We start from the raw sequence: 25,268 nt of genomic DNA, 5'->3' as shown, positions 1-25,268 counted from the left end.
TTACATGGCACGCGTAACCACGCAGTTTACTGGGATTATTATGTACCGGCAGGATTACCGCGAACGAGATTTGTTAGTGAAAATGCTTACCGATAAGATTGGCCCCGCAATGTTTTTTGTAAAAAATGCAAAGAAACGTGGCTTTCGGATGACTGCTGATATCTTACCGTTCACTCATGGAACATATATTGGTTCCTTAGATAATAATGGATTGAGTTTTATAAATGCGGCAAGTGATGTAAAACAGTACAGTAATGTTGCTGGTGATATAAATAAAAATGCCTATGTTACTTATATTCTTGCTTTAGTTGACAGTGCATTTAATGATGGAAAAAGTATTGGTGCTTGGTTCAACCAGGTGGCGGCGGCGCTTGATTTAATAGATAAGGGTCGCGATGAACAAGTGGTTACAAATATCATTGAGACTCAACTATTAGTTGCTTTTGGCGTTGCTCCGGTTTGGGATCAATGTGTGGTTTGTGGGCGAAGTGATATTCCGCTTGACTTTTCAGAGCAGTATGGAGGAATGCTTTGCCAAAATCATTGGCACTTGGATAGTCATCGAATGTATCTTGACCGTAAAACAGTCTATTATTTACAGCAGTTTGCTAGAATTAATTTACAGAAACTTAATTCGATTCGTATCAATAATCAGACTAAACAACGGTTACAGTTGGTACTCGATACCATTTACGATAATCAGGTAGGGTTAAACCTGAAGTCAAAACATTTTATTAAGCAGATGCGAAAGTGGGAACAAAATATAGGAAAACTTTCCCTGGGTGATTGACATTTAGTAAATATTTTTCTATGATAATAGCGTGTTTAATTGAATATCGGCAATGACGGAGATTATAAGATAATGACTAACAGCGATTGAGGGATAGTGGGAGCCTTAAAAGTTTATCTTTCGGCACTCTACCAGCCAACGAAACTAAGCTGTTTTACAGAAATGTAAAAAAGTAGGGTGGAACCGCGAATAACTTCGTCCCTACAGTATCTATGATTATTTTTAGATACTGTAGGGATTTTTCTTTGAAAGGGGAAGAAAATATGACGAAAAAATTAACGGTGCAAGATATTATCTTTACACTGGAACAATATTGGGCTGACCAAGGTTGTATGTTAATGCAAGCTTATGATAACGAAAAAGGTGCTGGGACAATGAGTCCTTATACATTCTTGCGAGCAATTGGACCAGAACCGTGGAATGTAGCTTATGTTGAACCATCACGGCGACCAGCAGATGGCCGTTACGGCGAAAACCCAAACCGTCTTTATCAGCACCATCAATTCCAAGTATTAATGAAGCCATCACCAGATAATATTCAAGAATTATATCTTGGTAGTTTAAAAAAACTAGGTATTGATCCCTTAGAGCATGATATTCGTTTCGTTGAGGATAACTGGGAAAATCCTTCAATGGGCTGTGCCGGCGTTGGTTGGGAAGTATGGCTTGATGGAATGGAAGTTACTCAATTTACATATTTCCAAGTTGTTGGTGAATTACCAATGAATCCAGTTGCTGCAGAAGTTACATATGGATTGGAACGATTAGCTGAGTATATTCAAAACGTTGATTCGGTTTATGACCTCGAATGGGCTGATGGCGTTTTGTATGGCGATATCTTCCAGGAACCTGAATATGAACATTCAAAATATGCCTTTGAAGAGAGTAACCAGGATATGCTTCTTGAAGACTTTAATGATTACGAAAAAGAAGCAAAACGCTTAATTGAGTTAGGCCTTGTACATCCCGCTTATGATTATGTCCTAAAGTGCAGCCATACTTTTAATTTATTGGATGCACGAGGAGCAGTTTCTGTTACTGAACGTGCTGGTTATCTCCATCGAATTCGGATTATGGCAAAGTCAATTGCAAAAGCCTTTGTTGAAGAACGACGGAAACGTGGCTTCCCACTAATTCATGATGAAAAAGTCCGTCAAAAGACTGTTAATGAATATACAAAGAAAGCAGAAAAAGCAAAAGAACGTGCTGCTAAAAAGGCCGCAAAGAAAGCACAAAAGGAGGACAAATAAGATGGCTAATTCATATTTACTCGAAGTTGGAGTAGAAGAAATGCCAGCCCATGTTGTAACGCCAAGTATCAAGCAGTTACATGAACGGGTTGCAAAATATTTAGAAGAACAACGAATCGCTTTTGATGAAATCCAAGAATTTGCGACCCCCCGGCGAATGGCACTATTAATTCATGGGCTAAGTGATAAACAGCCTGATATTGATGAATCGGTAAAGGGACCAGCTAAAAAAATTGCTCAAGATGCTGATGGAAATTGGACTAAAGCAGCAGTTGGTTTTACGCGTGGACAAGGTGCTACGGTTGATGATATTGAATTTAAGAACGTTAAGGGAGTCGAATATGTTTTTGTTGAGAAACATATTACTGGGAAATCGGTAGCAGAAGTTCTTCAAGGATTGCCAGCAATTATTACAGCAATGACTTTCCCAACTTTGATGAAGTGGGGTTACAATAACTTACAGTTTATTCGTCCAATTCGTTGGCTAGTATCATTATTAAATGAAAAAGTAGTACCATTCAGTATTCTTGATGTTGAAGCTGGCCGGACAACTCAAGGACATCGCTTCTTAGGCCATCCAGTTGAAATTGCCCAGGCTGACGATTATGAAGAGGCCCTTCATGATGATTTTGTTATTGCAGACCAAGCAAAGCGAAAGGCCTTAATTAAGGATCAAATTACAGAAATTATTAATGAAAATAATTGGCAAGTTGATTGGGATGCTGATTTATTAGAAGAGGTTAATAATTTGGTTGAATGGCCAACAGCCTTTGCCGGCAATTTTGACCAAAAATATTTAGCATTACCTGAGCCGGTATTAATTACTTCAATGAAAGATAATCAACGTTTCTTCTGTGTTCGCGATGAAAATGGTAAATTATTATCACACTTTATTTCAGTTCGTAATGGTAATACTGACTATCTTGATAATGTTATCAAAGGAAACGAACGGGTACTTGTACCCCGATTAGAAGATGCTCAATTCTTCTACCAAGAGGATCAAAAATTAACTATTGATGAATATGTTGAGCGTCTTAAAAAAGTTAGTTTCCATGATAAAATCAGTTCAATGTATGACAAAATGCAACGAGTTGCAGTTATTGCTCGTTTGATTGGTCAGCAGCTTAACTTTTCAAACGAAGAATTGGCAGATTTAGATCGAGCTGCGCATATTTATAAGTTTGACCTTACAACACAAATGGTTGGAGAGTTTGCAGAACTTCAAGGTGTTATGGGTGAAATTTATGCCAAGCTATTTGGTGAAAAGAACGATGTAGCGACAGCTATTCGTGAGCATTATATGCCAATTTCAGCAGAGGGTGAGTTACCACAAACCAAGATCGGTGCTGCTTTGGCTATTGCAGACAAGCTCGATAGTATTCTTAGCTTTTTTGCAGTTGACATGATACCTAGTGGTTCTAATGACCCATATGCTTTGCGGCGGCAGGCCTTTGGAATTGTTCGAATTATTGCTGATCGGGGATGGCATTTACCATTATTAAATGTTCAACAAGAAATTATCACAGCATTAACTAATGCAAATATTGAAATTAGTTTTGATTTAAATAAGAACAGTGATCAGGTTCGGGCATTCTTCTTGGACCGTGTTAAACAATTATTCCATGGTCAAAAGATTCGTCACGACATTATTGATACTGCTACTGACACAGATCAAGATGACATTGCCAATATTCTTGAATCAGTTGAGGCAATTAATAGTAGTAAGGACGATAAAAACTTCAAGGAAGATATCGAGGCCCTTACGCGGGTATTACGAATCGCTAAGAAAAATAAGTTAGCAACTACTGAACTTACGGTTGAGCCATCATTATTTGCTAATCCATCAGAGAGTAAAATGTATGCTGCTGTTACTGAACTGACGAAAAATACTGAAAAACGTTCTATTCGTGAAAACTTTACAGCGTTGCGCAGTTTAGCTCCGGTTATTAATGAGTACTTTGATGAGAATATGATTATGGATAAAGATGAGAATATTCGTAACAATCGTTTGTCACAATTAAGTATTTTAGCTAACCAAGCTGCTTTAATCGGAAATTTAGATAACTTAATTGTAAAATAAGCTGTTTTGATTGTTTTACTAAAAACTTGTGGTATCATATATACTAGTGAATTATGGATATATGTAGTGGAGGTCGCATTCCGTTAGGTTGCGACCTTTCGTTGCTGTTCGCTTACTAAGTGAGTGAGGTGGTTCAATGGCGAAGATACCGCGTAACGTAATTGATGAGATACGAAATTCAGTTGATATTGGTGATGTAATTGGTCGTTATGTTCAATTACATCAGGCTGGGCAGAATTTGACGGGTCTATGTCCATTTCATGAAGAAAAGACACCATCATTTTCAGTAAATGAAGAAAAACAATTTTTCTATTGTTTTGGATGTCACCGTAGCGGAAATGTATTTCAATTTTTAATGGAATTGAAACACATTAATTTTGTGGAGGCTGTTAAAGAAGTAGCTAATGATCATAATATTGAAATTCCAGAGCAATACATTAGCACTCAGCCTAAGCCACCTGTCAATAATGAGGTCCGGCAATTACTTACACTTCATGAAAAAGCTGCAAAGCTGTATCATCATATCCTGTTGAATACACCTGCAGGACAGCCGGCTCTTAAGTACCTAAAAAAACGGGGAATGACTGATGAATTAATTAATCAGTTTAATTTAGGTTATGCACCAGATCAGCGAATATTAAAGCCATTTTTTGAACAACAAAAAATAGAATATCAGCTGATGCGTAAAAGTGGTCTTTTTAGTGAAGATCAAGAGGGAAAGTTAAGGGATCGGTTTGTTGATCGGGTTATTTATCCAATAAAAAATGGGCAAGGACAAGTAATTGCTTTTTCCGGTCGACTACTCGACACTAGCAAGACTGAATTACCAAAGTATTTGAATAGTCCTGAAACACCAATATTTAATAAGCGACGGACATTATTTAATTTAGATATTGCTAAAAAAACTGCTCGTAAGACTGGTAACCTATACCTATTCGAAGGATTTATGGATGTAATTTCTGCTTTTGGAGCTGGTGTAACAAACGGAATTGCTTCAATGGGAACGAGTTTTACAGAAGAGCAAGTATCTATTATTGGTCGCACCACTAATCAACTTGATATTTGCTATGATGGTGATGAGCCAGGACAAAATGCAATCGATCGTGCTATTGGTTTAGTAAATGATCATCGTCCACCACAGCTTAAGATTAAGATTGTGCAGCTGCCTGCAGGTATTGATCCAGATGAATATATCCAAAAACATGGAGCTGAACATTTTAATAATTACCTGTCTAGCCAAGAAGAAACAACTACTGACTTTTATTTACGTTTCTTACGGAATGGTAAAAATCTTAATAATCAAAACGAACTCATGGCGTATTTGAACCAGGTATTAAAGGTAGTTGCGTATGTTCGATCACCTTTAGAAGAAGATATGTATCTACAGAAGCTGGCTAGTGAGTTTGATCTAGATCGTCAAACACTGAAAATACAATTAAAGCAGGTTCAACAAGAGCTGGGGATTAACAAACAGCAGCAAAAGGGCTTTTCACAAGCTCCAAGAGGCGATTACAACAGGTATAATGGACCGGTTGAGGAACGAAAAGTTGAAAAAATAACTCGAACAGAGTTGGCTGAACAGATTTTGTTACGGTATATGCTATATGATCGTGAAGTGTGGATGCATGTGACAGCTAATCACGATTTTCACTTTGTTCATGAAAAATATCAAACATTATACTTATTAGCAGCAAGTTACTTTTCTGAAAATGGGGCATATTCAACAGCAGATTTTCTTGATTATCTTGATAAGAGTGATTTGCAAGCCGCATTAGGACAAATTGAACAATTGAATGTTGAACAACAAGTGGATATGCGGGCAATAGATGACTGTATCCATATCATTACGCAACAAACACCATTAGCTGCTCAAATTGCTGATAAACAAGCACAATTAAAAGAAGCTAATTCGTTGCACAATACAGAATTAGCTACGCAACTGACCATTGAGTTGATAAAATTATTAAAACAGCAACAACAGCTAAAAACGGAGGAGACTAATTAATATGGCAAAGAGCAAGAAAAAAGATATTGTTATTTCTAACAGTGCCGACTTCGACCAATCTAAATATGATACTGCGGTTGGTAAGCTAATTCGCAATTACAAAAAGAAAAAAGAAATTGAATATAATGAATTGACTACTAAAATTGCAAAACCGTTCGAATTAAATGCTGATGGTATTGATAATTTGCTTCAAAATATTGAAGATGCCGGAATTAGTGTTGTGGATGAAAATGGTGATCCAGATCCACGGGCATTAAAGGCAACGGAAAAGTTATCGCAGTCAGCAATGAAAGATACATCAGCACCAACCGGGGTTAAAATTAATGACCCCGTACGGATGTACTTAAAAGAAATTGGTAGAGTTAATTTGTTAACGGCAGATGAAGAAGTTCAGCTTGCATTACGGATTGAAAAAGGTGATGAAGTTGCTAAACAAGAATTAGCAGAAGCCAATTTGCGTTTAGTTGTATCAATTGCAAAACGTTATGTTGGTCGGGGAATGCAATTCCTTGATTTGATTCAAGAAGGTAATATGGGCTTAATGAAGGCCGTTGAAAAGTTCGATTACCGGCGTGGATTCAAATTCTCAACTTATGCTACTTGGTGGATTCGGCAAGCTATTACACGGGCTATTGCGGATCAGGCACGTACAATTCGTATTCCAGTCCACATGGTTGAAACAATTAATAAATTAATTCGTATTCAGCGTCAATTACTCCAGGATCTTGGTCGAGAACCACTTCCAGAAGAAATCGGTGCGGAAATGGATATGCCTACAGAAAAGGTTCGGAATATTCTTAAAATCGCTCAGGAACCTGTATCACTTGAAACACCAATTGGCGAAGAAGATGATTCTCATTTAGGAGACTTTATTGAAGATCAGGATGCCACTAGTCCAGCTGATCACGCTGCTTACGAAATGATGAAGAAGCAGCTCGAAAATGTCCTTGATACGTTAACTGATCGGGAAGAGAATGTTTTACGTCTTCGTTTTGGCCTCGATGATGGTCGTACTCGAACATTGGAAGAAGTTGGGAAGGTATTTGGTGTCACACGTGAACGTATTCGTCAAATCGAAGCAAAAGCGTTACGTAAATTACGCCATCCATCACGTTCAAAGCAATTAAAAGATTTCTTAGAGTAGCTCCTTCATTAATATATATACGTAAAAAGAATTAATTTGCACTAAAAAAACTGGCTTAAGAAATAATTTAATTTTCTTAAGCCAGTTTTTATCTTTTTCTAATACAAATTAGATAATTCTTAATTTTATATTGAATTAAAGTAATTGTTCGAGTAAAATTTTTATAAAGCGTTTTGATATTTAGGATTAATATTATTATTGAGGAGAGATCGAACAATGCCAGAATTATCTGCTGATTTATATGGGACCGTTAGCCATAAGCTAGATGCACTAGCACCATCAGGAATTCGTGAATTCAATAAGGAAGTTTCAAAAATTCCTGGAATTATTAAATTAACATTAGGAGAGCCAGATATGGCAACTCCAGAACATGTGAAGCAGGCAGCAATTAAGAGTATCGAAAAAGATGACTCTCACTATGCCCCCCAAATGGGTAAGCCAGAATTACTTGATGCGATTAGTGCTTATATTCAAAAAACACGAAATGTGTATTATGATCCCCAAAGTGAAATTATTGCTACAGTTGGGGCAACAGAAGCGTTAGATGCGACACTGTTTTCTTTGTTAAATACAGGAGATAAAGTTGTTGTTCCAACTCCTGTTTTCTCACTATATTTCCCACTGATTGAGATGACAGGTGCTACTGTTGTTCAAGTTGACACTTCAGCAGATAATTTCGTTTTAACTCCAGAACGACTTGAAAAGGTCCTTGCAAAAGAAGGCAAGGGAGTCAAGGCGGTGATCCTTAACTATCCAAGTAACCCAACTGGCCGTGAATATCCTAAAGAGGTCCTGGAAGGGTTAGCTAGTGTAATTAAAGAACATCATTTATATGCCATTGCAGATGAAATTTATAGTGAGTTGGTATACGGAGTCAAACATTATTCAATTGCTACAATAATTCCAGAGCGAACCATTTTTATTTCAGGCCTTTCGAAATCACATGCAATGACAGGTTACCGTTTAGGATATATTGCTGCTCCAGCTAAAATTATGACTAATATTTCTAAAATGCATGCGTTTCTTGTAACCACAGTAACAAATAACGTTCAAGCTGCTGCTGCTGAAGCATTGACAAATGGATTAAATGATCCGGTAGAATTCCGTAAAATTTACCAACACCGACGTGATTTACTAGTTGCGGGATTAAAAGATCTTGGATTCGAAATGTTAACTCCTGAAGGGGCCTTTTATCTTTTTGCAAAAATTCCAACACAGTTTGGTAAAGATGATGTTACTTTCGCTAAACAATTAGCAACACAAGCAAAGGTTGGCGTAACACCGGGAAGTGCCTTTGGAAAAGGTGGTGCAGGTTATGTTCGTTTATCATATGCATCATCTGATGAGAACCTAACTGAGTCATTAAAACGAATTGGTAAATTTTTAAATCATTTATCATAATTTAGAAATAGGAACAAGAGAACGCTCTATGTTCCTATTTTTGTTATAATTAAAGTATTTAGTAAGGTAAAGGAATGGTTTTTGTGGATGAAAAACATCTATCAGTACGATTAACTAACGTTGCATCGTTAGTTCCAATTAACGCGCGAGTTGCTGATATTGGTTCTGACCATGCATATTTACCAGCAGCTTTAGTCTTAGATGGTAAAATTAAATACGCAGTCGCTGGGGAAGTAGTAAGAGGTCCTTACGAAAATGCGGTTCGTGAGATTCATGCTCATCACCTTGAAGACAATATTATTCCACGGTTAGCAGATGGACTAGCAGCGATTACAGCTGGAGACAAGATCGATACTATTACAATTGCCGGAATGGGTGGAAGTTTAATCGTATCAATTTTAGAGAATGGTAAGGATAAGCTCAAAGGTGTAAAGCGTTTAATCCTTCAGCCAAATGTTGGTGAAAGTCAATTGCGACAATGGTTGATGGATAATCGGTATCAAATAATGACAGAGAAAATAGTTGAAGAAGATGGGCATATTTATGAAATTATTGTAGCTGAACCATCAGTTGTTCCATTTCGCTATAGTCAATATGAACTCGACTTTGGACCATTTTTATTAGAAAATAAGGGACCAGTTTTTACCCAAAAATGGAATGAATATATTTGTAGAGAAGAAAAAGTTATTAACCAAATGAAACAGGCACAAAAAATACCGGTTAAAAAGATAGCCCAGTTAAGGAAACACTTAGAAGTGGTTAAGGAGGCAATTGCAGATGACAACTGGAACTGAACTAATTAATCGATTCGAGAAGTTTGCTAACCCGCGTTTGGCTGAAAAATGGGATCATGTCGGTTTACAAGTAGGGAATCCCGATCAGCCGATTAATCGATTAATGACGACGCTTGATGTCCGTCCTGAAACCGTGGATGAAGCAATTCAAAAGAAAGTTGACTTTATTTTTGCTCACCACCCCATTATGTTTCATCCTGCTAAAGATCTTGATACGAGAAATCCGCAGAATAAAATGTATGCTAAGCTATTAGCTAATAATATTACTGTGTATGCTGCACATACTAATTTAGATACAGCTAATGGTGGAATGAATGATTGGTTGGCGGATAAGCTTCATCTAAGGAAAACGTCTTCGTTGGTTCCAGCAGGCAATGACCCGTTAAGCAATGAACCTGTTGGAATGGGACGAGTTGGTGAGTTAGAAAATGGAATGTCTGTGCAAGAATTTACAGATTATTGTATGAATACTTTTCAGGTAAAAGGACTACGATTAATAGTAAATCCATTAGATAAAGATAAAAAAATTAATCGAGTAGCAGTTCTTGGTGGTTCTGGGCAGGAATTTTACCAGCAAGCAATTGAAAATGGGGCAGATGCTTATATTACGGGTGATGTAAGTTATCACTTTGCTCATGATATGATTGCGAACCATTTAGTAGTAGTTGATCCTGGACACCATATTGAAGTTATTGCAGCCCATAAACTTGCAAAGTTAATTTCACAGTGGCAAAAAGAAAATAATTGGCAGTTTACGGTAATGGAGAGTCACGTTAACACAGAACCATTTACTTTTATGGTTAAGTAAGGAGAGATAATTATGGTTAAAGAAAAGTATGAAGGTTTATTACCACGATTTTTAAAATATGTAAAAACGGAGACGAGGTCTAACCCTGATTCAGATACTATCCCGTCTGATCCTAAAGAAACAGCTTTTTTAAATGAACTAAAAGATGAATTAGTTGATCTAGGATTAAGTGATGTTCATATGAATGCGCAGAGCTCATACTTAATTGCAACTATTCCTAGCAACATTGATAAAAAAGTACCAACTGTTGGTTTTATTGCCCACATTGATACTGCTGACTTCAACGCCCATAACGTTAAGCCACAAATTGTTGAGGACTATGATGGTAAGTCTGATATTAAACTTGATGCAGATGGACAGTATGTTTTGACCACCGCTGAATTTCCATCACTAAAGAAGTACCAAGGTAATACATTAATTACTACGGACGGTTCAACACTACTTGGAGCTGATGATAAGTCGGGGGTTGCAGAGATCGTTACGATGGCTGCTTATTTGATGAATCACCCAGAAATCAAGCATGGCACAATCAAAATTGGCTTAGGCCCTGATGAAGAAATTGGAACTGGGGCTGATCATTTTGATGTTGCTGATTTTGGCGCCGACTTTGCATATACTGTTGATGGTGGACCGCTGGGTGAATTGGAATACGAAACATTTAATGCAGCTCAAGCAGAGATTGAAATTCAAGGGAAGGATGTCCATACCGGGGTTGCTAAGGGAACAATGATTAATGCAATTCAAGTCGCGATTGATTTACAAAACAGTCTACCAGCTTATGATCGTGCTGAGCGAACTGATGGACGGCAGGGATTTTACCATCTATATAAGTTTGATGGAACAGTCGACCATGCTTCAATGACTTACTTGATTCGTGATCATGATAAGAACATTTTTGAAGAACGGAAACACCTCCTTGAGAGAATAGTAGCTGGTTTGAATAATGAATTAGGTGCAGACTTAATTACGATGAAGTTATATGATCAATATTATAATTTGAAAGATGCCTTAAAAGATCATATGGATGTTGTAGAAATTGCAAAAAAGGCAATGGAAAATCTAAATATTAAACCAGATATTTATCCTGTTCGTGGTGGTACAGATGGCTCAACGATTTCATATAAGGGATTACCAACACCAAACTTATTTGCCGGGGGCGAAAATATGCATTCCCGTTTTGAATATGTATCTCTCCAAACAATGGAACGCGCATTGGACACCCTGCTTGAGATTTCACGGTTGAACGTGGAAAATAATTAATAAAGATTAATTAAAAAAACAAAGAGAGGCTGAGAAAAATATTTCATTTCTCGGTCTCTCTTCGATTTACAAATATTATTATATAACGTGGAAAAGTGATAGGCTAACTTCCTTCGTGTCGTAATCACAGGGATAGTCTAACACAATGCCCTGTATAGCTATCATTTTAGGTTAGCCTTGTACTTAGTCAAGAAGACCGTTTTCCTTCCACTCACTTTTGATTAGATATTAGTCATGCTTTTCACTAGGATTAGCGTCTGCAGTAATCTTATCAATGCAATTAATAACGATCAATCCCATAATTACTGAACACCAACCGACAGCGGTATAATCTGGTGACATTGATTCTAGTTGACTTGTAATGTAAGCTAAAACTTCACCTAAAATAAGTGCCCAAATACCGGCAACAATGTTTTTTGATAGAAAATTCATATTGGTCATCCCCTTTAAATTCATAACATATTCTAGCATATTTTTTTAAGATTATAAAAGGGACAGTTCAATTTATCCGTTCAAAAGGCGGTTTGGTATAATGCTATAGAGAGGTGAATAGAAGTGGATTTTGTGCCTTTAGATGTGAAGAGTAGTTACAGTTTGTTAAAAAGTCCTACCCGTATTTCTGAGCTTGTAGCAGCCGCTAAAGCACGGGGATATACATCACTAGCCCTGACTGATGAGAATATCTTATATGGGGCGGTTGAATTTTATAATATAGCACGTCAAGCAGGGATTAAACCAATTATTGGTCTTAAATTAACGATTTCCTTAGATAGCATTGATGGAACTAAGCTAAACTTAATCTTTTTAGCTAAAAACCAACGTGGCTATCAACACTTGATGGATTTATCGACGCTTCATCAAACAAAAGCGAAAAGTAGTCTACCATTAACATTATCAAATATTAGTTCGCTACTTAGCAATCTATTTGTAATTGTTCCTCCACAAAGCACAATTTTTAATGTTATTACTCAACCTAATATGCTCTTAAATAAATTACACGAGCTTGTTGATCGCGATAGCTTATTATTAGGAGTGAATCCCCGGTTAGATAAGGTCCAACTAGCAACAATTCGCCAATATGCCCAGCAATCTACACTGGATCTGGTAGCTGTTTCCCCAGTTGAATACATTGACGCTGATGACTTATTTGCTAGTCGTGTAATTCAAGCAATTGGCGTAGGGGCAGAGTTAAAAGATCCGCTAATGGAGGCAAAAAGGCTGGGACAAAACTATCTAGATGTAAAAGAACAGCTTATTCAAAAATATAAAAGAGCAGGGCTTGAAACAGCGATAGAAAAAACAGTTGAAGTTGCTGACAAATGCAATATTGAACTTCAATTTAGGTCACCAATACTACCCCGCTACTCAATTCCTAATGACTTATCAACCCAACAATATTTACGGTCATTATGTATAGCGGGTTTAAAGAAGAGAAAAGTTGCCCCTGGAAAAACTCTTCAGCAATATCAAGAGCGTCTTGCAATGGAGTTGAAGGTTATTCATGAAATGGGCTTTGACGATTACTTTTTGATTGTATGGGACGTAATGAATTTTGCTCATGAACAAAACATTACAACGGATCCGGGACGAGGATCAGCTGCTGGATCATTAGTTGCCTATGCATTAGCGATTACTGAAGTTGATCCGCTTCAGTATAATTTGTTATTTGAACGTTTCTTGAATCCAGAACGGGCACAAATGCCAGATATTGATTTAGATATACCCGATAATCGTCGTGATGAAGTATTAAATTATGTTCATCAGAAATATGGTCATGAACGGGTTGCACAGATTATTACTTTTGGAACGTTAGCAGCTAAGCAGGTTGTGCGGGACGTGAGCCGAGTATTCGCTCTTTCACGTTATGATATGGAGCGCTTGGTAGATGCGTTACCACGGGGGCTGCATACAACATTAAAACAGGCTTTAGCTGAATCACAAAGGTTAAAAAACTTGTTAGATGATAATCCTAAGATGCGTTTATTAATCAAAGTCGCTCAGCAGTTAGAAGGTTTGCCGCGACATTATTCAATTCATGCTGCAGGGATTGTTTTATCGGAACAGCCGCTTCATGAGCTAATTCCGTTACAAGAAGGAAGCGAGGGACTGTTAATGACCCAGTTTCCTAAAGATACGGTTGAATCATTAGGACTTTTAAAAATGGATTTCTTGGGATTGAAGAACCTATCGATTATGGATAATGCAATAAAAATAATACGTCAAAAAGAGTCCCGTTTTAATCTACAAAATATAAATCTTAATGATCCACTAACACTTAATTTATTTCAGCAGGGAAAAACAGGAGGAATTTTTCAATTTGAATCAAGCGGTATTAGGAATGTATTGACTAGCTTACACCCCACGGATTTTGAAGACATTGTAGCCGTTAATGCTCTTTATCGACCGGGGCCGATGGAAAATATAGCCCACTTTATCGCGCGTAAAAGGGGACAAGAAAAAGTTACGCTTCCTGATCCATCGTTGGGTAGTATTTTAGGCCCAACATATGGAATTTTAGTTTACCAGGAACAAGTAATGCAGGTTGCGTCAGCAATGGCAGGCTTTTCGCTTGGGGAAGCCGATTTATTGCGGCGGGCAATGAGTAAGAAGAAACGGCAAACAATGGAGCAGATGCGGGCAAAGTTTTTGGCAGGCGCTGAGAAACGTGGTTATTCTTTGCGAGTCGCAACACAAGTATTTGATTATATTGACCAGTTTGCTAACTATGGATTTAATCGGTCGCATGCCGTAGCATATTCAAAAATGGCATTTGAAATGGCCTATTTAAAATGCCATTATCCGACAGCCTTTTTTACAGCACTGATGAATGCGGAAACTAATGTCGAAAAACTTAAAAGACATGTTGCGGATGCAAAGCAACTCGGGGTTAAAATAAGCGGACCACGAATTAACATTAGTACTAGTGGCTTTTTAATGTATGATGGAAAAATTTATTTTGGCTTTTCGGCAATTAAGGGGATGCGTCGTGACTTTATTTCTACAATCGTTGAAGAACGACAAAAAAATGGTAATTTTTTGAGTTTTCGTGATTTTATTGCACGTATTCCTGACCGTTGGCAAAAACAAGAATTAATAGAACCGTTAATTTATAGTGGCGTATTCGATGGGCTTGGTTATAATCGCGCCGAGATGATAGATGCGTTGCCAAAGCTTATTTCAGGGATTGAGTTGTTTGGTAGTCTCCCGTCATTTGAAGATGATCCGGCGTTACAAACAGCAATTCCTCAACGTAATGAGTTTCCGTTATTAACGCGTTTGACTAAAGAAAATGAGTATTTAGGCGTATATCTTTCTGGTCATCCTGTAACCCAATATTATCAACTTAGTCAGCAATTAAAAGCTACCAAAGTTGGAAACCTGTATCCCCAAATGGAAGTAGCGTTGATTGTCTTAACAAACCACGTAAAAACAATTCATACGAAACGTGACCATCGCGAAATGGCTTTTATCAATGCTACGGACGAAACGGGAGCAGTTGATATAACTGTATTTCCTAAGCAATACCAGCAATATAGAGATTTAATTGCGCCTAATAGGGTTTTAGTAATTTGGGGACAAGTAGAAAATCGTGAAGGAAGGGGTCTTCAAGTAGTTGCCAACCGAATTGGTGATGCCAAAAAGATCCGTCAACAATATCAACCGCGTAAACGATGGGTATTAAGAATTGTAGAAAAGTTAAATACAGAATTAACAAATCAACGGTTAAAAAATATCGCTACCCACCACCATGGTAATATTCCCGTTATATTGTTCTATCCAGCGACGGATAAGAAGATTATTCTTTCTCAGCAGCAATGGTTAGAGGATTCTCAGAAAACTAAAAAGATATTGGAAGAGCTTTTAGGACAAGAGAACGTTGTGTTGCAGGTCTTAGACAAAAATGTTGAAAATTAAATAATAATTAGAAAAAGTAATTAATTTGTAAATGATAGCGCTTTTTTGTGAACTTTTATGCAAAAAATAAAGACACCTTATTTGAAAAGTGCTATCATAACAATGTGCAAATAAGGTATGCAATTGTAAATTGCAATTGTTGCTATAGATGCAAAAGGAGAGATTCATTTATGAAGAAAACCAAGATTGTAAGTACACTTGGTCCTGCAAGTACTGATGTTGACACAATCGTTAAGTTGATTAATGCGGGAGCTAATATTTTCCGTTTTAACTTCTCACACGGTGACCACCCAGAACACTTGGGCCGAATGGAAAACGTACACAAGGCCGAAGAAATTACCGGTAAGCACGTTGGTATCATGCTTGATACTAAGGGTGCTGAAATTCGGACTACTGTTCAAAAAGAAGGTAAGATTAACTTCGAAATCGGCGACAAGGTTCGTATTTCAATGGACCCTTCAATTGAAGGTACCCATGACAAGATTGCTGTTACCTACCCAGGTTTATACGATGATACTCATGTTGGTGGTCATGTCCTTTTTGACGATGGTTTAATCGACATGGTTATTGATGAAAAAGACGATGCAAATAAGGAACTTGTTTGCCACGTATTAAACCATGGTGTTCTTGGTTCTCGTAAGGGTGTTAATGCTCCTGGTGTATCAATTAACTTACCAGGTATTACTGAAAAGGATAGTAGTGATATCCGTTTTGGTTTGGAAAATAAGATTAACTACATCTCAGCTTCATTCGTTCGTAAAGCTCAAGATGTTCTTGATATCCGTGAACTTCTTAAGGAAAAGAACATGGAAGATGTTCAAATTTTCCCTAAGATTGAATCCCAAGAAGGTATTGATAACTTTGAAGAAATCATTGAAGTTTCTGATGGTTTGATGGTACCTCGTGGTGATATGGGTGTTGAAATTCCTGCAGAAAATGTGCCAATTGTTCAAAAGCACATGATTAAGCGTTGTAATGAATTAGGTAAGCCAGTTATTACTGCTACCCAAATGCTTGACTCAATGCAAGAAAACCCACGTCCAACTCGTGCCGAAGTATCTGACGTTGCTAACGCTGTTTTTGATGGTACTGATGCAACCATGCTTTCTGGTGAAAGTGCTAATGGTGATTACCCAGTAGAATCTGTAGCAATGATGAATGCTATCGATATTAAGGCTGAAAACCACCTTTGGGAATTCGGTACTGAAAAGTTTGACTGGGACAAGTCTGATGTAACTGAAACAATTGGTTCAGCAGTTGCTAATGCTGCTAAGGATTTGGATATCCACACAATTGTTGCCTACACTGCTTCAGGCTACACTGCTAAGATGATTTCTAAGTATCGTCCTAATGCAGATATCGTTGCTCTTACACCAAATGAACGTGTAGAACGCGGTCTTATGATTAACTGGGGTGTTCAACCATACGTTGTTGATGAAATGAAGAACACTGATAAGATGTTTGACTTAGCTGCCAAGAAGGCTGTTGAACTTGGCTTTGCTAAGAAGGGCGACAAGATTATCATTGTTGCCGGTGTTCCTTTAGGTGTACCAGGCGCAACTAACATGATGCGTGTTAAGACTATTGACTAATAGTTAATGCAAACATTCTTTAAAGATCGGTCAAGTACCGGTCTTTTTTTGATTTCACAATTAATAAAACAAACTTACTAGCAAAAAAAGGTACCACCGTGTAAAATCGATATAGAATAAAAAAGATAAGTGGTGTGAGAAAATATGAATTCAGCATTAGGAAAAGTAGTCACTGGTATTATGATCGATGAGAATGATAAAGACTATTTTGTTCAGCCGGATCGTAATGGGCAGACATATCGATTACCTAAAGAAGAAAGCCCCCAGGTCCTTCATATCGGGGGACAAGTACGTGGATTTGTTTATGAGAATGAAAATCACCAATTGCAGATGACATGTGCACACATTCCTACAGTACAAGTAGATCATTATGATTATGGTACAGTTGTTAATGTTCGTCGCGATTTAGGTGTTTTTGTTGATATTGGATTGCCTAATAAAGACATCGTTGTATCATTGGATGATTTACCGAGTTTAAAACATCTTTGGCCACAACCAGGAGACCGTTTATTAATGGCGCTTAGGGTGGACGAAAAAGATCGACTGTGGGGAAAACTTGCAGATGAACAAATTTACCAGACGATTTCTACAGCTCCTAATAAAGGTTTACTCAATCGTGACACGTATGCGACTGTTTATCGTTTAAAAATGAGTGGGACATTTGTAATTACTGATAATTATCATTTAGGCTTTATTCATCCTAGCGAACGGGATCAAGAGCCACGGTTAGGTCAACGAGTAAAAGTGCGAGTTATTGGGATTTCGTCGCACGGGAGTTTGAATTTGTCTCTTAAGCCACGTTCCTATCAAGCAATTGGCGAAGATGCGCAGATGATTTTAACAATGCTTGACCATGATATTAATCACCGGTTACCTTATACTGACAAAACGGATCCAACGATTATTCGTGAAGTTTTCGGGATTAGTAAGGGGCAATTTAAACGTGCAATTGGTCATCTGTTGAAAGAAAAACTGGTAAAACAGCAAGATGGTCAGTTAATTTTAATAAAAGAGAAGCAAGAGTAATGGAGAAAGAAGTTGCTGAATTTTTAAAATTTTTGGTAAATGATCGTCATCTTAGTGATAATACGATTATGAGCTATCGCCGGGATCTTAATCAAACCATGGCGTATTTAACGAGTCGTGGGGTGTCCCAATGGCAACAAGTAGATCAATACATGCTTATTGAAGTACTAAATACTTTTCGACACCAGCATAAAGCAAACTCAACAATTAATAGGGTGATTTCAAGTTTACGGCAATTCTATAAGTATATGGTTCGCCATCATTATTTAACAGTAAATCCGATGGATATGATTGACCATCAATATGACATTGATGATCAATCAACACCACCGGTAATTTTATCAGAAGAAGAAATTGAGCGGTTATTACAGGTTCCTGATCCTTCAACGCCGATTGGTCTTCGTGATCGGGCATTATTAGAGGTTTTAGATGCTACAGGGATGAAGGTTAGTGAAGTGATTACCTTAAAAATTACCGCGCTTCATTTAGACGTAAAGTTATTACAGCTTACGGGAAAGAACGGCCGCGAGCGGATAATACCATTGAGCAAGCCAGCAGTAATTTGGCTGAAAAAATATCTTGAAAGTGGTCGGCCACAGTTAACAAAAGACAGCAAATTAATGACTGTATTTGTGAATGCTCATGGACAACCATTAACTCGTCAGGGTATTTGGAAGAAAATGAAAGAGTGGGTAAACAAGGCGCAAATAGCAAAGGAAGTAACACCACAAACTATTCGCTATTCTTTTGCGGTTCACTTAATCGAAAATGGTGCAGATATTCAATTACTTCAAGAAATTCTCGGATATAATGCGATGAAAGCACTACAGCCATATTTAAAGGTATCTCCCCAAGAACTTACCGCAAACTATATCAAATATCATCCCCGCGCATAGAAAGGAATCCATAATGTTAGTTCGTTACCGTCAAGATTATCAGAAGATAGCTTTGGGTTTATTGTCGTTAGTAGCTGATTTACGCAAAAATAATCGTTTTATGGAAGAATTAGACCGGGCAACAGCTAATGATTGGCCAATATTTTTATGGAAAGATATGGATGACAGTCACTTCATTGGAATTGTTATTCTCGAAATTGGTGACTACTATATTTTAGTTCGACGTCTGTCATTTACGCCGAGTGAACGAACTGGGCATAATATTTTTTCGTTACTAAGCGCAATTCATGACCAGTACTCGGATAAACGATTATTAGGAACATTAACAACCCAGCCAATAATAAGTATGTGGGAGAGAAATAATGAGTGAGCAGGTACAACTACAAAATTCATTTCAGCCAACTATTAAATTACATGATTTTGAAGGACCACTAGATTTATTGCTGCACTTAATCAAGCAATCTGAGATGGATATTTATGATATAGAAATTTCACAAATTACAAGTCAATACTTAGAATATTTACATCAAATGCAAAGTCATCAACTAGAGGTGGCAGGTGAATACTTTGTAATGGCTGCAACACTTATGAATATAAAAAGCCAGATGCTCTTACCGGCACCACCAATAATGGAAGATGAGCCGGAAGTTGCAGAAGTCGATCCTCGTCAAGAATTGGTTGATCAGTTACTTGAATATCAACGCTATAAAAAGGCGGCAGATCATTTAAAAGTTAAGGAAAGTTTACGTCAGCAAGAGTATACAAGGCCCGCAATGCAGGTCCCTGATGAGTTAGTAAAGACCAGTGTTGAACCAGGGATTAGTTTAGGTGAATTGCAATCAGCATTTGCTAGTGTTTTGCGTCGTCACCAACTAGCATCGCCAATTGTTGAAACAGTATCAGCAGAAAAGGTAAGTGTTAGCCATCAGATGAAAGAAGTATTTGCAATTGTGCGGCAAGGGTCAGCCCGATTTGATGATCTTTTCGTAGATTTAAAGACCCGTGATGGGTTAGTTACAACCTTTTTAGCAATTCTTGAATTAGCAAAACATCAAGCAATCCTTATTAATCAAAGTGGATTATTTGATCCAATAATATTAGTGGAGGGACCTAAGAGTGACGAATACGAAGCTAACCAATCAGGCACAAATTGAGGGGTTATTATTTATCAGTGGAGACGAAGGAATTACACTTGGTGATTTATCAAAAGTTTCTGGATTTATGAAACCTGCTATCTTATCAATTTTACAAGATTTAAAGATTAAATATGAAAATGATCCGTCATCAGCATTTGTTCTTTTAGAAAGCAATCAGACATACCGCTTAGCAACTAAGCATCAGCTAGCAGGAGTGATTAAGCATTATTTTGAAGTACCGCTTACTGTACCGTTAACCAAAGCACTACTAGAAGTCCTAGCGATTGTTGCATACCGCCAACCAATCACTCGACTAGAAATTGATGATATTCGCGGAGTCCAAAGCTCAGGATCGCTACAAAAATTGATGGTTCGGGGGCTGGTTACTACTGATGGTCGATTAGACGCTCCCGGCCGTCCATTCTTATATTCCACCACTCCAGCGTTTTTAGATTATTTTGGACTAAGTAATTTAGATGAGTTACCTCCGTTGCCAGAACAAGATGAATTGGATCTTGGTGATATGAATGGAGATATTTTCCTTGAAGCACTACAAGCACGCGAAGGACGAAAGGACGATAATTAATGGAACGTTTACAAAAAGCGATGGCGGAAGCAGGCGTTGCTTCCCGTCGTGCATCTGAAAAGTTAATATTAGCAGGAAAAGTAGTTGTTAATGGGCAAAAAGTGACTGAATTAGGAACCAAGGTGGGCGTTCATGATGAGATAGTGGTAAACGGGGTGCCTATTCAACGCGAACAGCATGTATATTATTTATTGAATAAGCCTCGTGGTGTTATTTCAAGTGCTCATGACGAAAAAGGGCGGCGAACAGTTACTGATATTATCCATGATGAGGATGTTGACGAACGGATTTATCCTGTTGGTCGACTAGATTACGACACGACAGGTATTATTCTCTTAACTAATGACGGTGCTTTAGCTAATAAATTAATGCATCCAAAGTATGAAGTGGAAAAAACATATATTGCAAAAGTTAACGGGATTATCGAAAATAGCGAATTGAAGCAGTTACGTTTAGGAGTTGTTATCGATGGTCGCAAAACTAAGTCTGCTAAAACTAAGCTAATCAATATTGACCGTAATAAAAAAACGAGTTTAGTCCAGCTGACAATTCACGAGGGGAGAAACCACCAAGTGAAAAATATGTTTAAAGCTGTCGGTCACCCTGTTATTAAATTACACCGTGAAACTTATGGTCCTCTCAATTTACATGGACTACAACCTGGTGAATTTCGTGCATTAAAGCCTGATGAGGTCCAATTGCTAAAAAATAAGAAATAAACTTAAGCTTTATTCCTGAATTAAAAATAGTTGTCCTTGATAGGGAATAGTGATAAACTGTATTTGAAAATATTAAATATTTATTAAACGTTTGTCTTCAAGGCAAACTACTAAAAAATTATAGTCCCTTGTGGCAGTAAGAACTAAGCCTATATTTTATATTACCAAATAAGCTTAGGGGGCACTGAGGGGGCAAAAAAAGGAGCTGATTTATATTAAGTCAGTTCCTTTTTTGCGTTATAAAATTATTCTGTATCATCAATTTTGTCGATCATATCAATAAATTCTTCTTTAGCATGTTTGGTAACATGCAGATAGATTCTTCTGGTGATGTCACTATCAGCATGCCCTACACGTTTTTGAATTACTCGAAGTGGAACACCCATATCAGCTAAATTTGAAACATGGGTATGTCTAAAAATATGGGTTGTAACTTTTTTGCTTATTTTTTCTTCTTTAGCAGCATGTTTTAAAAAACTATTAGCTGAATTGAGAATTAAAGGGCTATTTGAGCCACTTTTTTTAGTCCTATGGGAAATTAACCATTCGTCCTTTTTCTTTCCTATACAGTTACGCTGAACGATTTTAGTGGCATGTGGTGAAAGAAGTACCTGTCTTAAACCAGCTAAAGTTTTAGTTCGTTTAGATTTAAAGTGACGAATAGGATGAGTATCAGTTGTAACCATTGTTCCATTGATATCCAGATAGGTGTGCCCATCTTTTTCGAATACATCTTTAACTTGGAGTGCTGATAATTCACCAAATCGTAGGCCAGTCAAGTATTGCAGTTCAAAAGCATCTTTCAAATATTGCTTATGTTTTTTATCGCAGTATTTGAGAATCTTTTGATATTCTTTTTTATTTAAATACTTGTTTTCAATTCGATCCCGCTTAGTTTCTGTTTCATCTTTAAAGGTAATTTGGGAATCTTTAACTGGATTGATAGAAAGATATCCATAACGATTAGCATACTTATATAGAAGAGAGAGTGTTTTCTTAAGGGCATTAACGTAACTGTTTGATAAGCTGGTGTCAGAATTGTATAGTTTACTATCAAAGTATCGATTTAACATTGGTGTAGTTATTCTGACAACTAGTATATCTTCACCTAAATCCTCATAGATTTGATTAAGAAGTGATTTATGGTAGATATATGTTCTTGGTGCAACAGTTGGTTCGTAGTAACTTAAAAATAGCGTGCCAAGTTGTTTAAGGGTTAAAGTAGTAGCTTTTTGATTAACTTGTTTTTGTAACTTATCGATCTTATCATTAATTTCATTAAGTGCAGCTTTTCTAATACGAGCATTATCGCGATTATAGGTCACCGATACTTTGTGTTCTTTTCCTGTTAAAGAGTCTTTGTAGCGTTCAATAAACTTATATCGGGTAACTTCAATCTTTTTTCCAGGTTTATTTTTATCATTGATTTTAATTTTTCTTTTTTCTACCCACATAAATGTTCCTCCATTCAGATAAATACAAATGTTATAATGAAGGAGTTAAAAATTAGGGGATGTAACTGATTTTTAACTCCATAACTAATCTTCATTGCAGTGAAGATTAGTTGAATTAGTAGACCTGTTTCCTATTGCAGTAGGGAATAGGTTTTTTTATTTTGCATAGGGCACCACCTCCTTAAATGCAAACTGGTGTTCTTTGGATGCTATTTTTAAAACGGCCACGGAATTGACCGCTTTAAATTGTTTAAACCAGTTGATAATGCTATACTTTAGCCAATGTAATTCAAGAAAGGAGCAAAGTATTGCAAAAAGAAATCACCCAAATTATATTTTCAGTAATTTCGTTATTAGTAACTTCTGGTTGTTTTGGATATTTAAATTATGCTATTTTAGAAAAATTAGATGCCGTTTCCTATTCATTTAATTTTACAGACGAAAAGAAATTAGTAATAACATTATTTTCAGGTTTGAACTTTTTCTTATACCTTTGGATAAATACCTTTTTTGGAATATCACAAAAAGGGATTGTTATAACTATTGGTATAATCCTATTATTTGATATTTTTGGTACTGTTATTGCAATTTATCCTTTACTTATGCTTGGAAAGTTCATAATCAACCTGATACGATCAAAATTATTAAATAAAAGTGAAATAGATACAAGGTCTACACGTGATTTTATTTTTAATAGTAATAAATTTCAACGAGTTTATATTTTTGATTTTGATAATAATCTGATATCAGCAGGATGGTTAGATTATCAACAAGCAAGTAGTAATAATTATTTTGATATTTCTTTAATGCCGCTAGACGAGTCAGAAACAGATTTAGATTTTCAGGTAGTTGCAAAATACGTATCAAAGCAAAAAGAAAGTAGAGTCTTAGTAGACTTTGAAAAGAAAGTAAAACTTTACATTGTTAGAGAATCCTAATCTTTCTTTGAATTATGATTCTTCGATTTACTTGGTCCAGGTTTTTGTCCACGCGTAGGAAGATGACCTTTATTACCAGATCTTTGGAAGGTCTCGTTTGGCTTAAAAACTTTATTAATTGATTTTTGCTTATGTTCCGGCATTAGATATCACCACCTTTCATTGCTCACCCTAGAAATAGGGTGGGCTTTTTGCTTACTACTGTCCGCCATTCATCATGTATTGGTCTTGTAATTCTCCAGATGTTTTCATGTCATCAGGAGTAGACGCAAGAGCATCTTGGGGTGACATTCCATGATCTATCTTATAGGCGGTCATTGTTTCACCATATGTATTTACGAAGTCATGAATGTCACCATTAAAATTATCAATACTAGATGATTTACCTGCGCTTTGCTGAGAAACAGCACTAGAAGCTTGTGGAGTATTGGCTTGAGAAGACTCTTGCAGTTGATTAATTTGATCGCTAGATGAACTGGTTGCTATCTCATCTTTATCCTTGTTCTTTTCATCTTTTGCAATCTGCTTTTTCAACTTAGCATTATCTTTCTTCAAACTATTAGCCTCTCGTGCTTCAGATGTAGATTGGCTAGTTTCATTCTTTTGATTACCACAGGCACCAAGAGTCAAACAAAGTAGGGAAGTAGCGCCAATTAAAACTAACTTATGTTTCCTCATTGCTGACCTCCTTGACCAAAGCTTTGTCCACCGTCTTTGTTCATTTGCTGGCGCATATCATTAAGCTGTTGATCGTTCATTGGTGTCATTTGCCCCGTTGATTTGTCATAGTTGAAACCTTGTTCATATGCAAGATATGCTTGATAATCCTGACTGTTACTGAATGTGCTTGGCTTTCGAGTACCATTTCTATATCTGCTTGGGTCACCATTATAAGTATCATCGTCATAAGTATTGCCACTGGAAGTATTAGTGTTTGTTGTGTTATTGCTTACTTTTGAATTAGCACCTTGACCAGTTTGGTTGTTGTTTGTAGATTCTCTTGGATTGCCTTTACTGTTTGAATGAACACTGTCACTTGAATTAGATGATTTTGAAGTTCTTGTTGAACTACTAATATCACGTTTTTGAGTTTTCTTTGGCTTCTTGGAGTGCTTAGCATTCTTTTTTGATTCTGCAACTAAACTAGAGTGTTCAGCCTTTAAACTATCTAGTTTTGATGATTTTGTTGATGATTGACTACCACATGCTGCTAATGTTCCACAGATCAGCAATGTGCTACATATTAAACCTATCTTTTTCATAATATCCCCCAAAGTATCGTTACTCTTTCTTTTCAAATTCTATATCCTTGTGACTCAATAAATTAGTGAATTCGTTGAAATTTAAGAATTTAACATTAGTGCGCCCGGCATGGATATTAGCTAGGCGGTGAGAGTCCGCTATGGGCCATAGTAGTCGGAACCATGAGCCGAGGACAAGGGTGTCCACTGCGAGGTGGAATCTGAAGGAAGTC

General features: G+C 37.0%; 23 protein-coding genes. 18 read left to right on the top strand and 5 right to left on the bottom strand.

All coding sequences use genetic code 11. The annotated features are described in order from the left end of the window. Nucleotides 1–4 precede the first annotated feature (4 nt). From recO to pepT, 9 genes are all read left to right on the top strand, one after another. A complete protein-coding gene (gene recO / locus H5S39_RS00205) occupies nt 5–790 on the top strand; it encodes a DNA repair protein RecO (RefSeq protein ID WP_182595562.1) in 786 nt (261 codons plus the stop codon). 263 nt (nt 791–1,053) lie between these two features. Next, nucleotides 1,054–2,040: a glycine--tRNA ligase subunit alpha gene (gene glyQ, locus H5S39_RS00200; protein ID WP_182595560.1), complete on the top strand. Its 987-nt coding sequence runs from the start codon at nt 1,054–1,056 to the stop codon at nt 2,038–2,040. Nucleotide 2,041: 1 nt separating this feature from the next. Beyond that, the gene (gene glyS / locus H5S39_RS00195) at nt 2,042–4,120 is read left to right on the top strand and encodes a glycine--tRNA ligase subunit beta (protein WP_182595557.1); all 2,079 of its coding nucleotides are present in this window, start codon (nt 2,042–2,044) and stop codon (nt 4,118–4,120) included. Nucleotides 4,121–4,256: 136 nt separating this feature from the next. Then, nucleotides 4,257–6,125 (top strand): DNA primase, encoded by a 1,869-nt coding sequence (dnaG, locus tag H5S39_RS00190; protein WP_182595555.1) that lies wholly within the window; start codon nt 4,257–4,259, stop codon nt 6,123–6,125. Nucleotide 6,126: 1 nt separating this feature from the next. Further along, nucleotides 6,127–7,269 (top strand): RNA polymerase sigma factor RpoD, encoded by a 1,143-nt coding sequence (gene rpoD, locus H5S39_RS00185; protein ID WP_182595553.1) that lies wholly within the window; start codon nt 6,127–6,129, stop codon nt 7,267–7,269. 216 nt (nt 7,270–7,485) lie between these two features. Next, nucleotides 7,486–8,670 (top strand): aminotransferase class I/II-fold pyridoxal phosphate-dependent enzyme, encoded by a 1,185-nt coding sequence (locus tag H5S39_RS00180; RefSeq protein ID WP_182595551.1) that lies wholly within the window; start codon nt 7,486–7,488, stop codon nt 8,668–8,670. Nucleotides 8,671–8,753: 83 nt separating this feature from the next. Then, complete coding sequence (locus H5S39_RS00175) at nt 8,754–9,464, top strand: tRNA (adenine(22)-N(1))-methyltransferase (RefSeq protein ID WP_310735855.1); 711 nt, start codon at nt 8,754–8,756, stop codon at nt 9,462–9,464. Further along, nucleotides 9,448–10,272, top strand: a complete 825-nt coding sequence (locus tag H5S39_RS00170) for a Nif3-like dinuclear metal center hexameric protein (protein ID WP_182595547.1) — start codon at nt 9,448–9,450, stop codon at nt 10,270–10,272. The genes H5S39_RS00175 and H5S39_RS00170 overlap by 17 nt, the downstream gene beginning before the upstream one ends. A 12-nt stretch (nt 10,273–10,284) precedes the next feature. Next, nucleotides 10,285–11,532, top strand: a complete 1,248-nt coding sequence (gene pepT / locus H5S39_RS00165) for a peptidase T (RefSeq protein ID WP_182595538.1) — start codon at nt 10,285–10,287, stop codon at nt 11,530–11,532. Between the two features lie 228 nt (nt 11,533–11,760). Here the strand turns inward: pepT and H5S39_RS00160 are convergent, their stop codons facing one another. Then, nucleotides 11,761–12,003, bottom strand: a complete 243-nt coding sequence (locus tag H5S39_RS00160) for a YjzD family protein (RefSeq protein WP_182595536.1) — start codon at nt 12,001–12,003, stop codon at nt 11,761–11,763. An 84-nt stretch (nt 12,004–12,087) separates the two neighbouring features. On the opposite strand from H5S39_RS00160, the gene dnaE reads away from it, so the two are divergent. From dnaE to H5S39_RS00120, 8 genes are all read left to right on the top strand, one after another. Continuing rightward, nucleotides 12,088–15,447: a DNA polymerase III subunit alpha gene (gene dnaE, locus H5S39_RS00155; protein WP_182595534.1), complete on the top strand. Its 3,360-nt coding sequence runs from the start codon at nt 12,088–12,090 to the stop codon at nt 15,445–15,447. A 170-nt stretch (nt 15,448–15,617) separates the two neighbouring features. Then, nucleotides 15,618–17,039 (top strand): pyruvate kinase, encoded by a 1,422-nt coding sequence (pyk, locus tag H5S39_RS00150; protein ID WP_153930687.1) that lies wholly within the window; start codon nt 15,618–15,620, stop codon nt 17,037–17,039. Nucleotides 17,040–17,183: 144 nt separating this feature from the next. Continuing rightward, nucleotides 17,184–18,065 carry a CvfB family protein gene (locus H5S39_RS00145; RefSeq protein ID WP_182595532.1) on the top strand — a complete coding sequence of 294 codons (882 nt, stop codon included), beginning with the start codon at nt 17,184–17,186 and terminating at the stop codon, nt 18,063–18,065. Continuing rightward, nucleotides 18,065–18,961, top strand: coding sequence for a tyrosine-type recombinase/integrase (locus H5S39_RS00140; RefSeq protein ID WP_182595531.1), 897 nt, complete (start codon nt 18,065–18,067; stop codon nt 18,959–18,961). The genes H5S39_RS00145 and H5S39_RS00140 overlap by 1 nt, the downstream gene beginning before the upstream one ends. A 13-nt stretch (nt 18,962–18,974) precedes the next feature. Further along, nucleotides 18,975–19,331 (top strand): reductase, encoded by a 357-nt coding sequence (locus H5S39_RS00135; protein WP_182595530.1) that lies wholly within the window; start codon nt 18,975–18,977, stop codon nt 19,329–19,331. After that, nucleotides 19,324–20,115: a segregation and condensation protein A gene (locus H5S39_RS00130; RefSeq protein WP_182595528.1), complete on the top strand. Its 792-nt coding sequence runs from the start codon at nt 19,324–19,326 to the stop codon at nt 20,113–20,115. Before H5S39_RS00135 ends, H5S39_RS00130 begins: the two co-directional genes overlap by 8 nt. Continuing rightward, on the top strand, nt 20,078–20,683 hold the full coding sequence (gene scpB, locus H5S39_RS00125; RefSeq protein ID WP_231832844.1) for an SMC-Scp complex subunit ScpB: 606 nt from the start codon (nt 20,078–20,080) through the stop codon (nt 20,681–20,683). The genes H5S39_RS00130 and scpB overlap by 38 nt, the downstream gene beginning before the upstream one ends. After that, nucleotides 20,683–21,402: a pseudouridine synthase gene (locus tag H5S39_RS00120; protein WP_182595526.1), complete on the top strand. Its 720-nt coding sequence runs from the start codon at nt 20,683–20,685 to the stop codon at nt 21,400–21,402. Before scpB ends, H5S39_RS00120 begins: the two co-directional genes overlap by 1 nt. Nucleotides 21,403–21,647: 245 nt before the next feature. Here H5S39_RS00120 and H5S39_RS00115 read toward each other — a convergent pair whose 3' ends face one another. Then, on the bottom strand, nt 21,648–22,856 hold the full coding sequence (locus tag H5S39_RS00115) for a tyrosine-type recombinase/integrase (protein WP_182595524.1): 1,209 nt from the start codon (nt 22,854–22,856) through the stop codon (nt 21,648–21,650). Between the two features lie 308 nt (nt 22,857–23,164). Between H5S39_RS00115 and H5S39_RS00110 the strand changes: the two genes are divergently transcribed. Continuing rightward, nucleotides 23,165–23,794, top strand: a complete 630-nt coding sequence (locus tag H5S39_RS00110) for a hypothetical protein (RefSeq protein WP_231832845.1) — start codon at nt 23,165–23,167, stop codon at nt 23,792–23,794. Here H5S39_RS00110 and H5S39_RS00105 read toward each other — a convergent pair. From H5S39_RS00105 to H5S39_RS00095, 3 genes are read right to left on the bottom strand one after another with little or no spacing between them, the layout of a single operon-like run. Continuing rightward, nucleotides 23,791–23,937 (bottom strand): hypothetical protein, encoded by a 147-nt coding sequence (locus H5S39_RS00105; protein ID WP_182595522.1) that lies wholly within the window; start codon nt 23,935–23,937, stop codon nt 23,791–23,793. The genes H5S39_RS00110 and H5S39_RS00105 overlap by 4 nt on opposite strands. Nucleotides 23,938–23,992: 55 nt before the next feature. After that, nucleotides 23,993–24,472, bottom strand: a complete 480-nt coding sequence (locus tag H5S39_RS00100; RefSeq protein WP_182595520.1) for a hypothetical protein — start codon at nt 24,470–24,472, stop codon at nt 23,993–23,995. Continuing rightward, the gene (locus H5S39_RS00095; protein ID WP_182595518.1) at nt 24,469–25,056 is read right to left on the bottom strand and encodes a hypothetical protein; all 588 of its coding nucleotides are present in this window, start codon (nt 25,054–25,056) and stop codon (nt 24,469–24,471) included. The genes H5S39_RS00100 and H5S39_RS00095 overlap by 4 nt, the downstream gene beginning before the upstream one ends. Nucleotides 25,057–25,268 lie beyond the last annotated feature (212 nt).

It is taken from the genome of Limosilactobacillus rudii, from assembly GCF_014145455.1.
GTDB lineage: Bacteria > Bacillota > Bacilli > Lactobacillales > Lactobacillaceae > Limosilactobacillus > Limosilactobacillus rudii.
Note: the sequence above shows the minus strand (reverse complement) of the source record. Positions and strands in the feature narration are given on the sequence as shown.

What these genes read in the sequence shown, in the direction of transcription:
- glyS (WP_182595557.1), top strand. Translation starts at nt 2,042, where the DNA reads ATGGCTAATTCATATTTACTCGAAGTTGGAGTAGAAGAAATGCCAGCC.
- pyk (WP_153930687.1), top strand. Translation starts at nt 15,618, where the DNA reads ATGAAGAAAACCAAGATTGTAAGTACACTTGGTCCTGCAAGTACTGAT.
- glyQ (WP_182595560.1), top strand. Translation starts at nt 1,054, where the DNA reads ATGACGAAAAAATTAACGGTGCAAGATATTATCTTTACACTGGAACAA.
- pepT (WP_182595538.1), top strand. Translation starts at nt 10,285, where the DNA reads ATGGTTAAAGAAAAGTATGAAGGTTTATTACCACGATTTTTAAAATAT.
- H5S39_RS00095 (WP_182595518.1), bottom strand. Translation starts at nt 25,056, where the DNA reads ATGAAAAAGATAGGTTTAATATGTAGCACATTGCTGATCTGTGGAACA.
- H5S39_RS00145 (WP_182595532.1), top strand. Translation starts at nt 17,184, where the DNA reads ATGAATTCAGCATTAGGAAAAGTAGTCACTGGTATTATGATCGATGAG.
- H5S39_RS00180 (WP_182595551.1), top strand. Translation starts at nt 7,486, where the DNA reads ATGCCAGAATTATCTGCTGATTTATATGGGACCGTTAGCCATAAGCTA.
- recO (WP_182595562.1), top strand. Translation starts at nt 5, where the DNA reads ATGGCACGCGTAACCACGCAGTTTACTGGGATTATTATGTACCGGCAG.
- H5S39_RS00170 (WP_182595547.1), top strand. Translation starts at nt 9,448, where the DNA reads ATGACAACTGGAACTGAACTAATTAATCGATTCGAGAAGTTTGCTAAC.
- H5S39_RS00120 (WP_182595526.1), top strand. Translation starts at nt 20,683, where the DNA reads ATGGAACGTTTACAAAAAGCGATGGCGGAAGCAGGCGTTGCTTCCCGT.
- H5S39_RS00130 (WP_182595528.1), top strand. Translation starts at nt 19,324, where the DNA reads ATGAGTGAGCAGGTACAACTACAAAATTCATTTCAGCCAACTATTAAA.
- H5S39_RS00105 (WP_182595522.1), bottom strand. Translation starts at nt 23,937, where the DNA reads ATGCCGGAACATAAGCAAAAATCAATTAATAAAGTTTTTAAGCCAAAC.
- rpoD (WP_182595553.1), top strand. Translation starts at nt 6,127, where the DNA reads ATGGCAAAGAGCAAGAAAAAAGATATTGTTATTTCTAACAGTGCCGAC.
- H5S39_RS00140 (WP_182595531.1), top strand. Translation starts at nt 18,065, where the DNA reads ATGGAGAAAGAAGTTGCTGAATTTTTAAAATTTTTGGTAAATGATCGT.
- H5S39_RS00115 (WP_182595524.1), bottom strand. Translation starts at nt 22,856, where the DNA reads ATGTGGGTAGAAAAAAGAAAAATTAAAATCAATGATAAAAATAAACCT.
- H5S39_RS00160 (WP_182595536.1), bottom strand. Translation starts at nt 12,003, where the DNA reads ATGCTAGAATATGTTATGAATTTAAAGGGGATGACCAATATGAATTTT.
- H5S39_RS00100 (WP_182595520.1), bottom strand. Translation starts at nt 24,472, where the DNA reads ATGAGGAAACATAAGTTAGTTTTAATTGGCGCTACTTCCCTACTTTGT.
- dnaG (WP_182595555.1), top strand. Translation starts at nt 4,257, where the DNA reads ATGGCGAAGATACCGCGTAACGTAATTGATGAGATACGAAATTCAGTT.
- H5S39_RS00135 (WP_182595530.1), top strand. Translation starts at nt 18,975, where the DNA reads ATGTTAGTTCGTTACCGTCAAGATTATCAGAAGATAGCTTTGGGTTTA.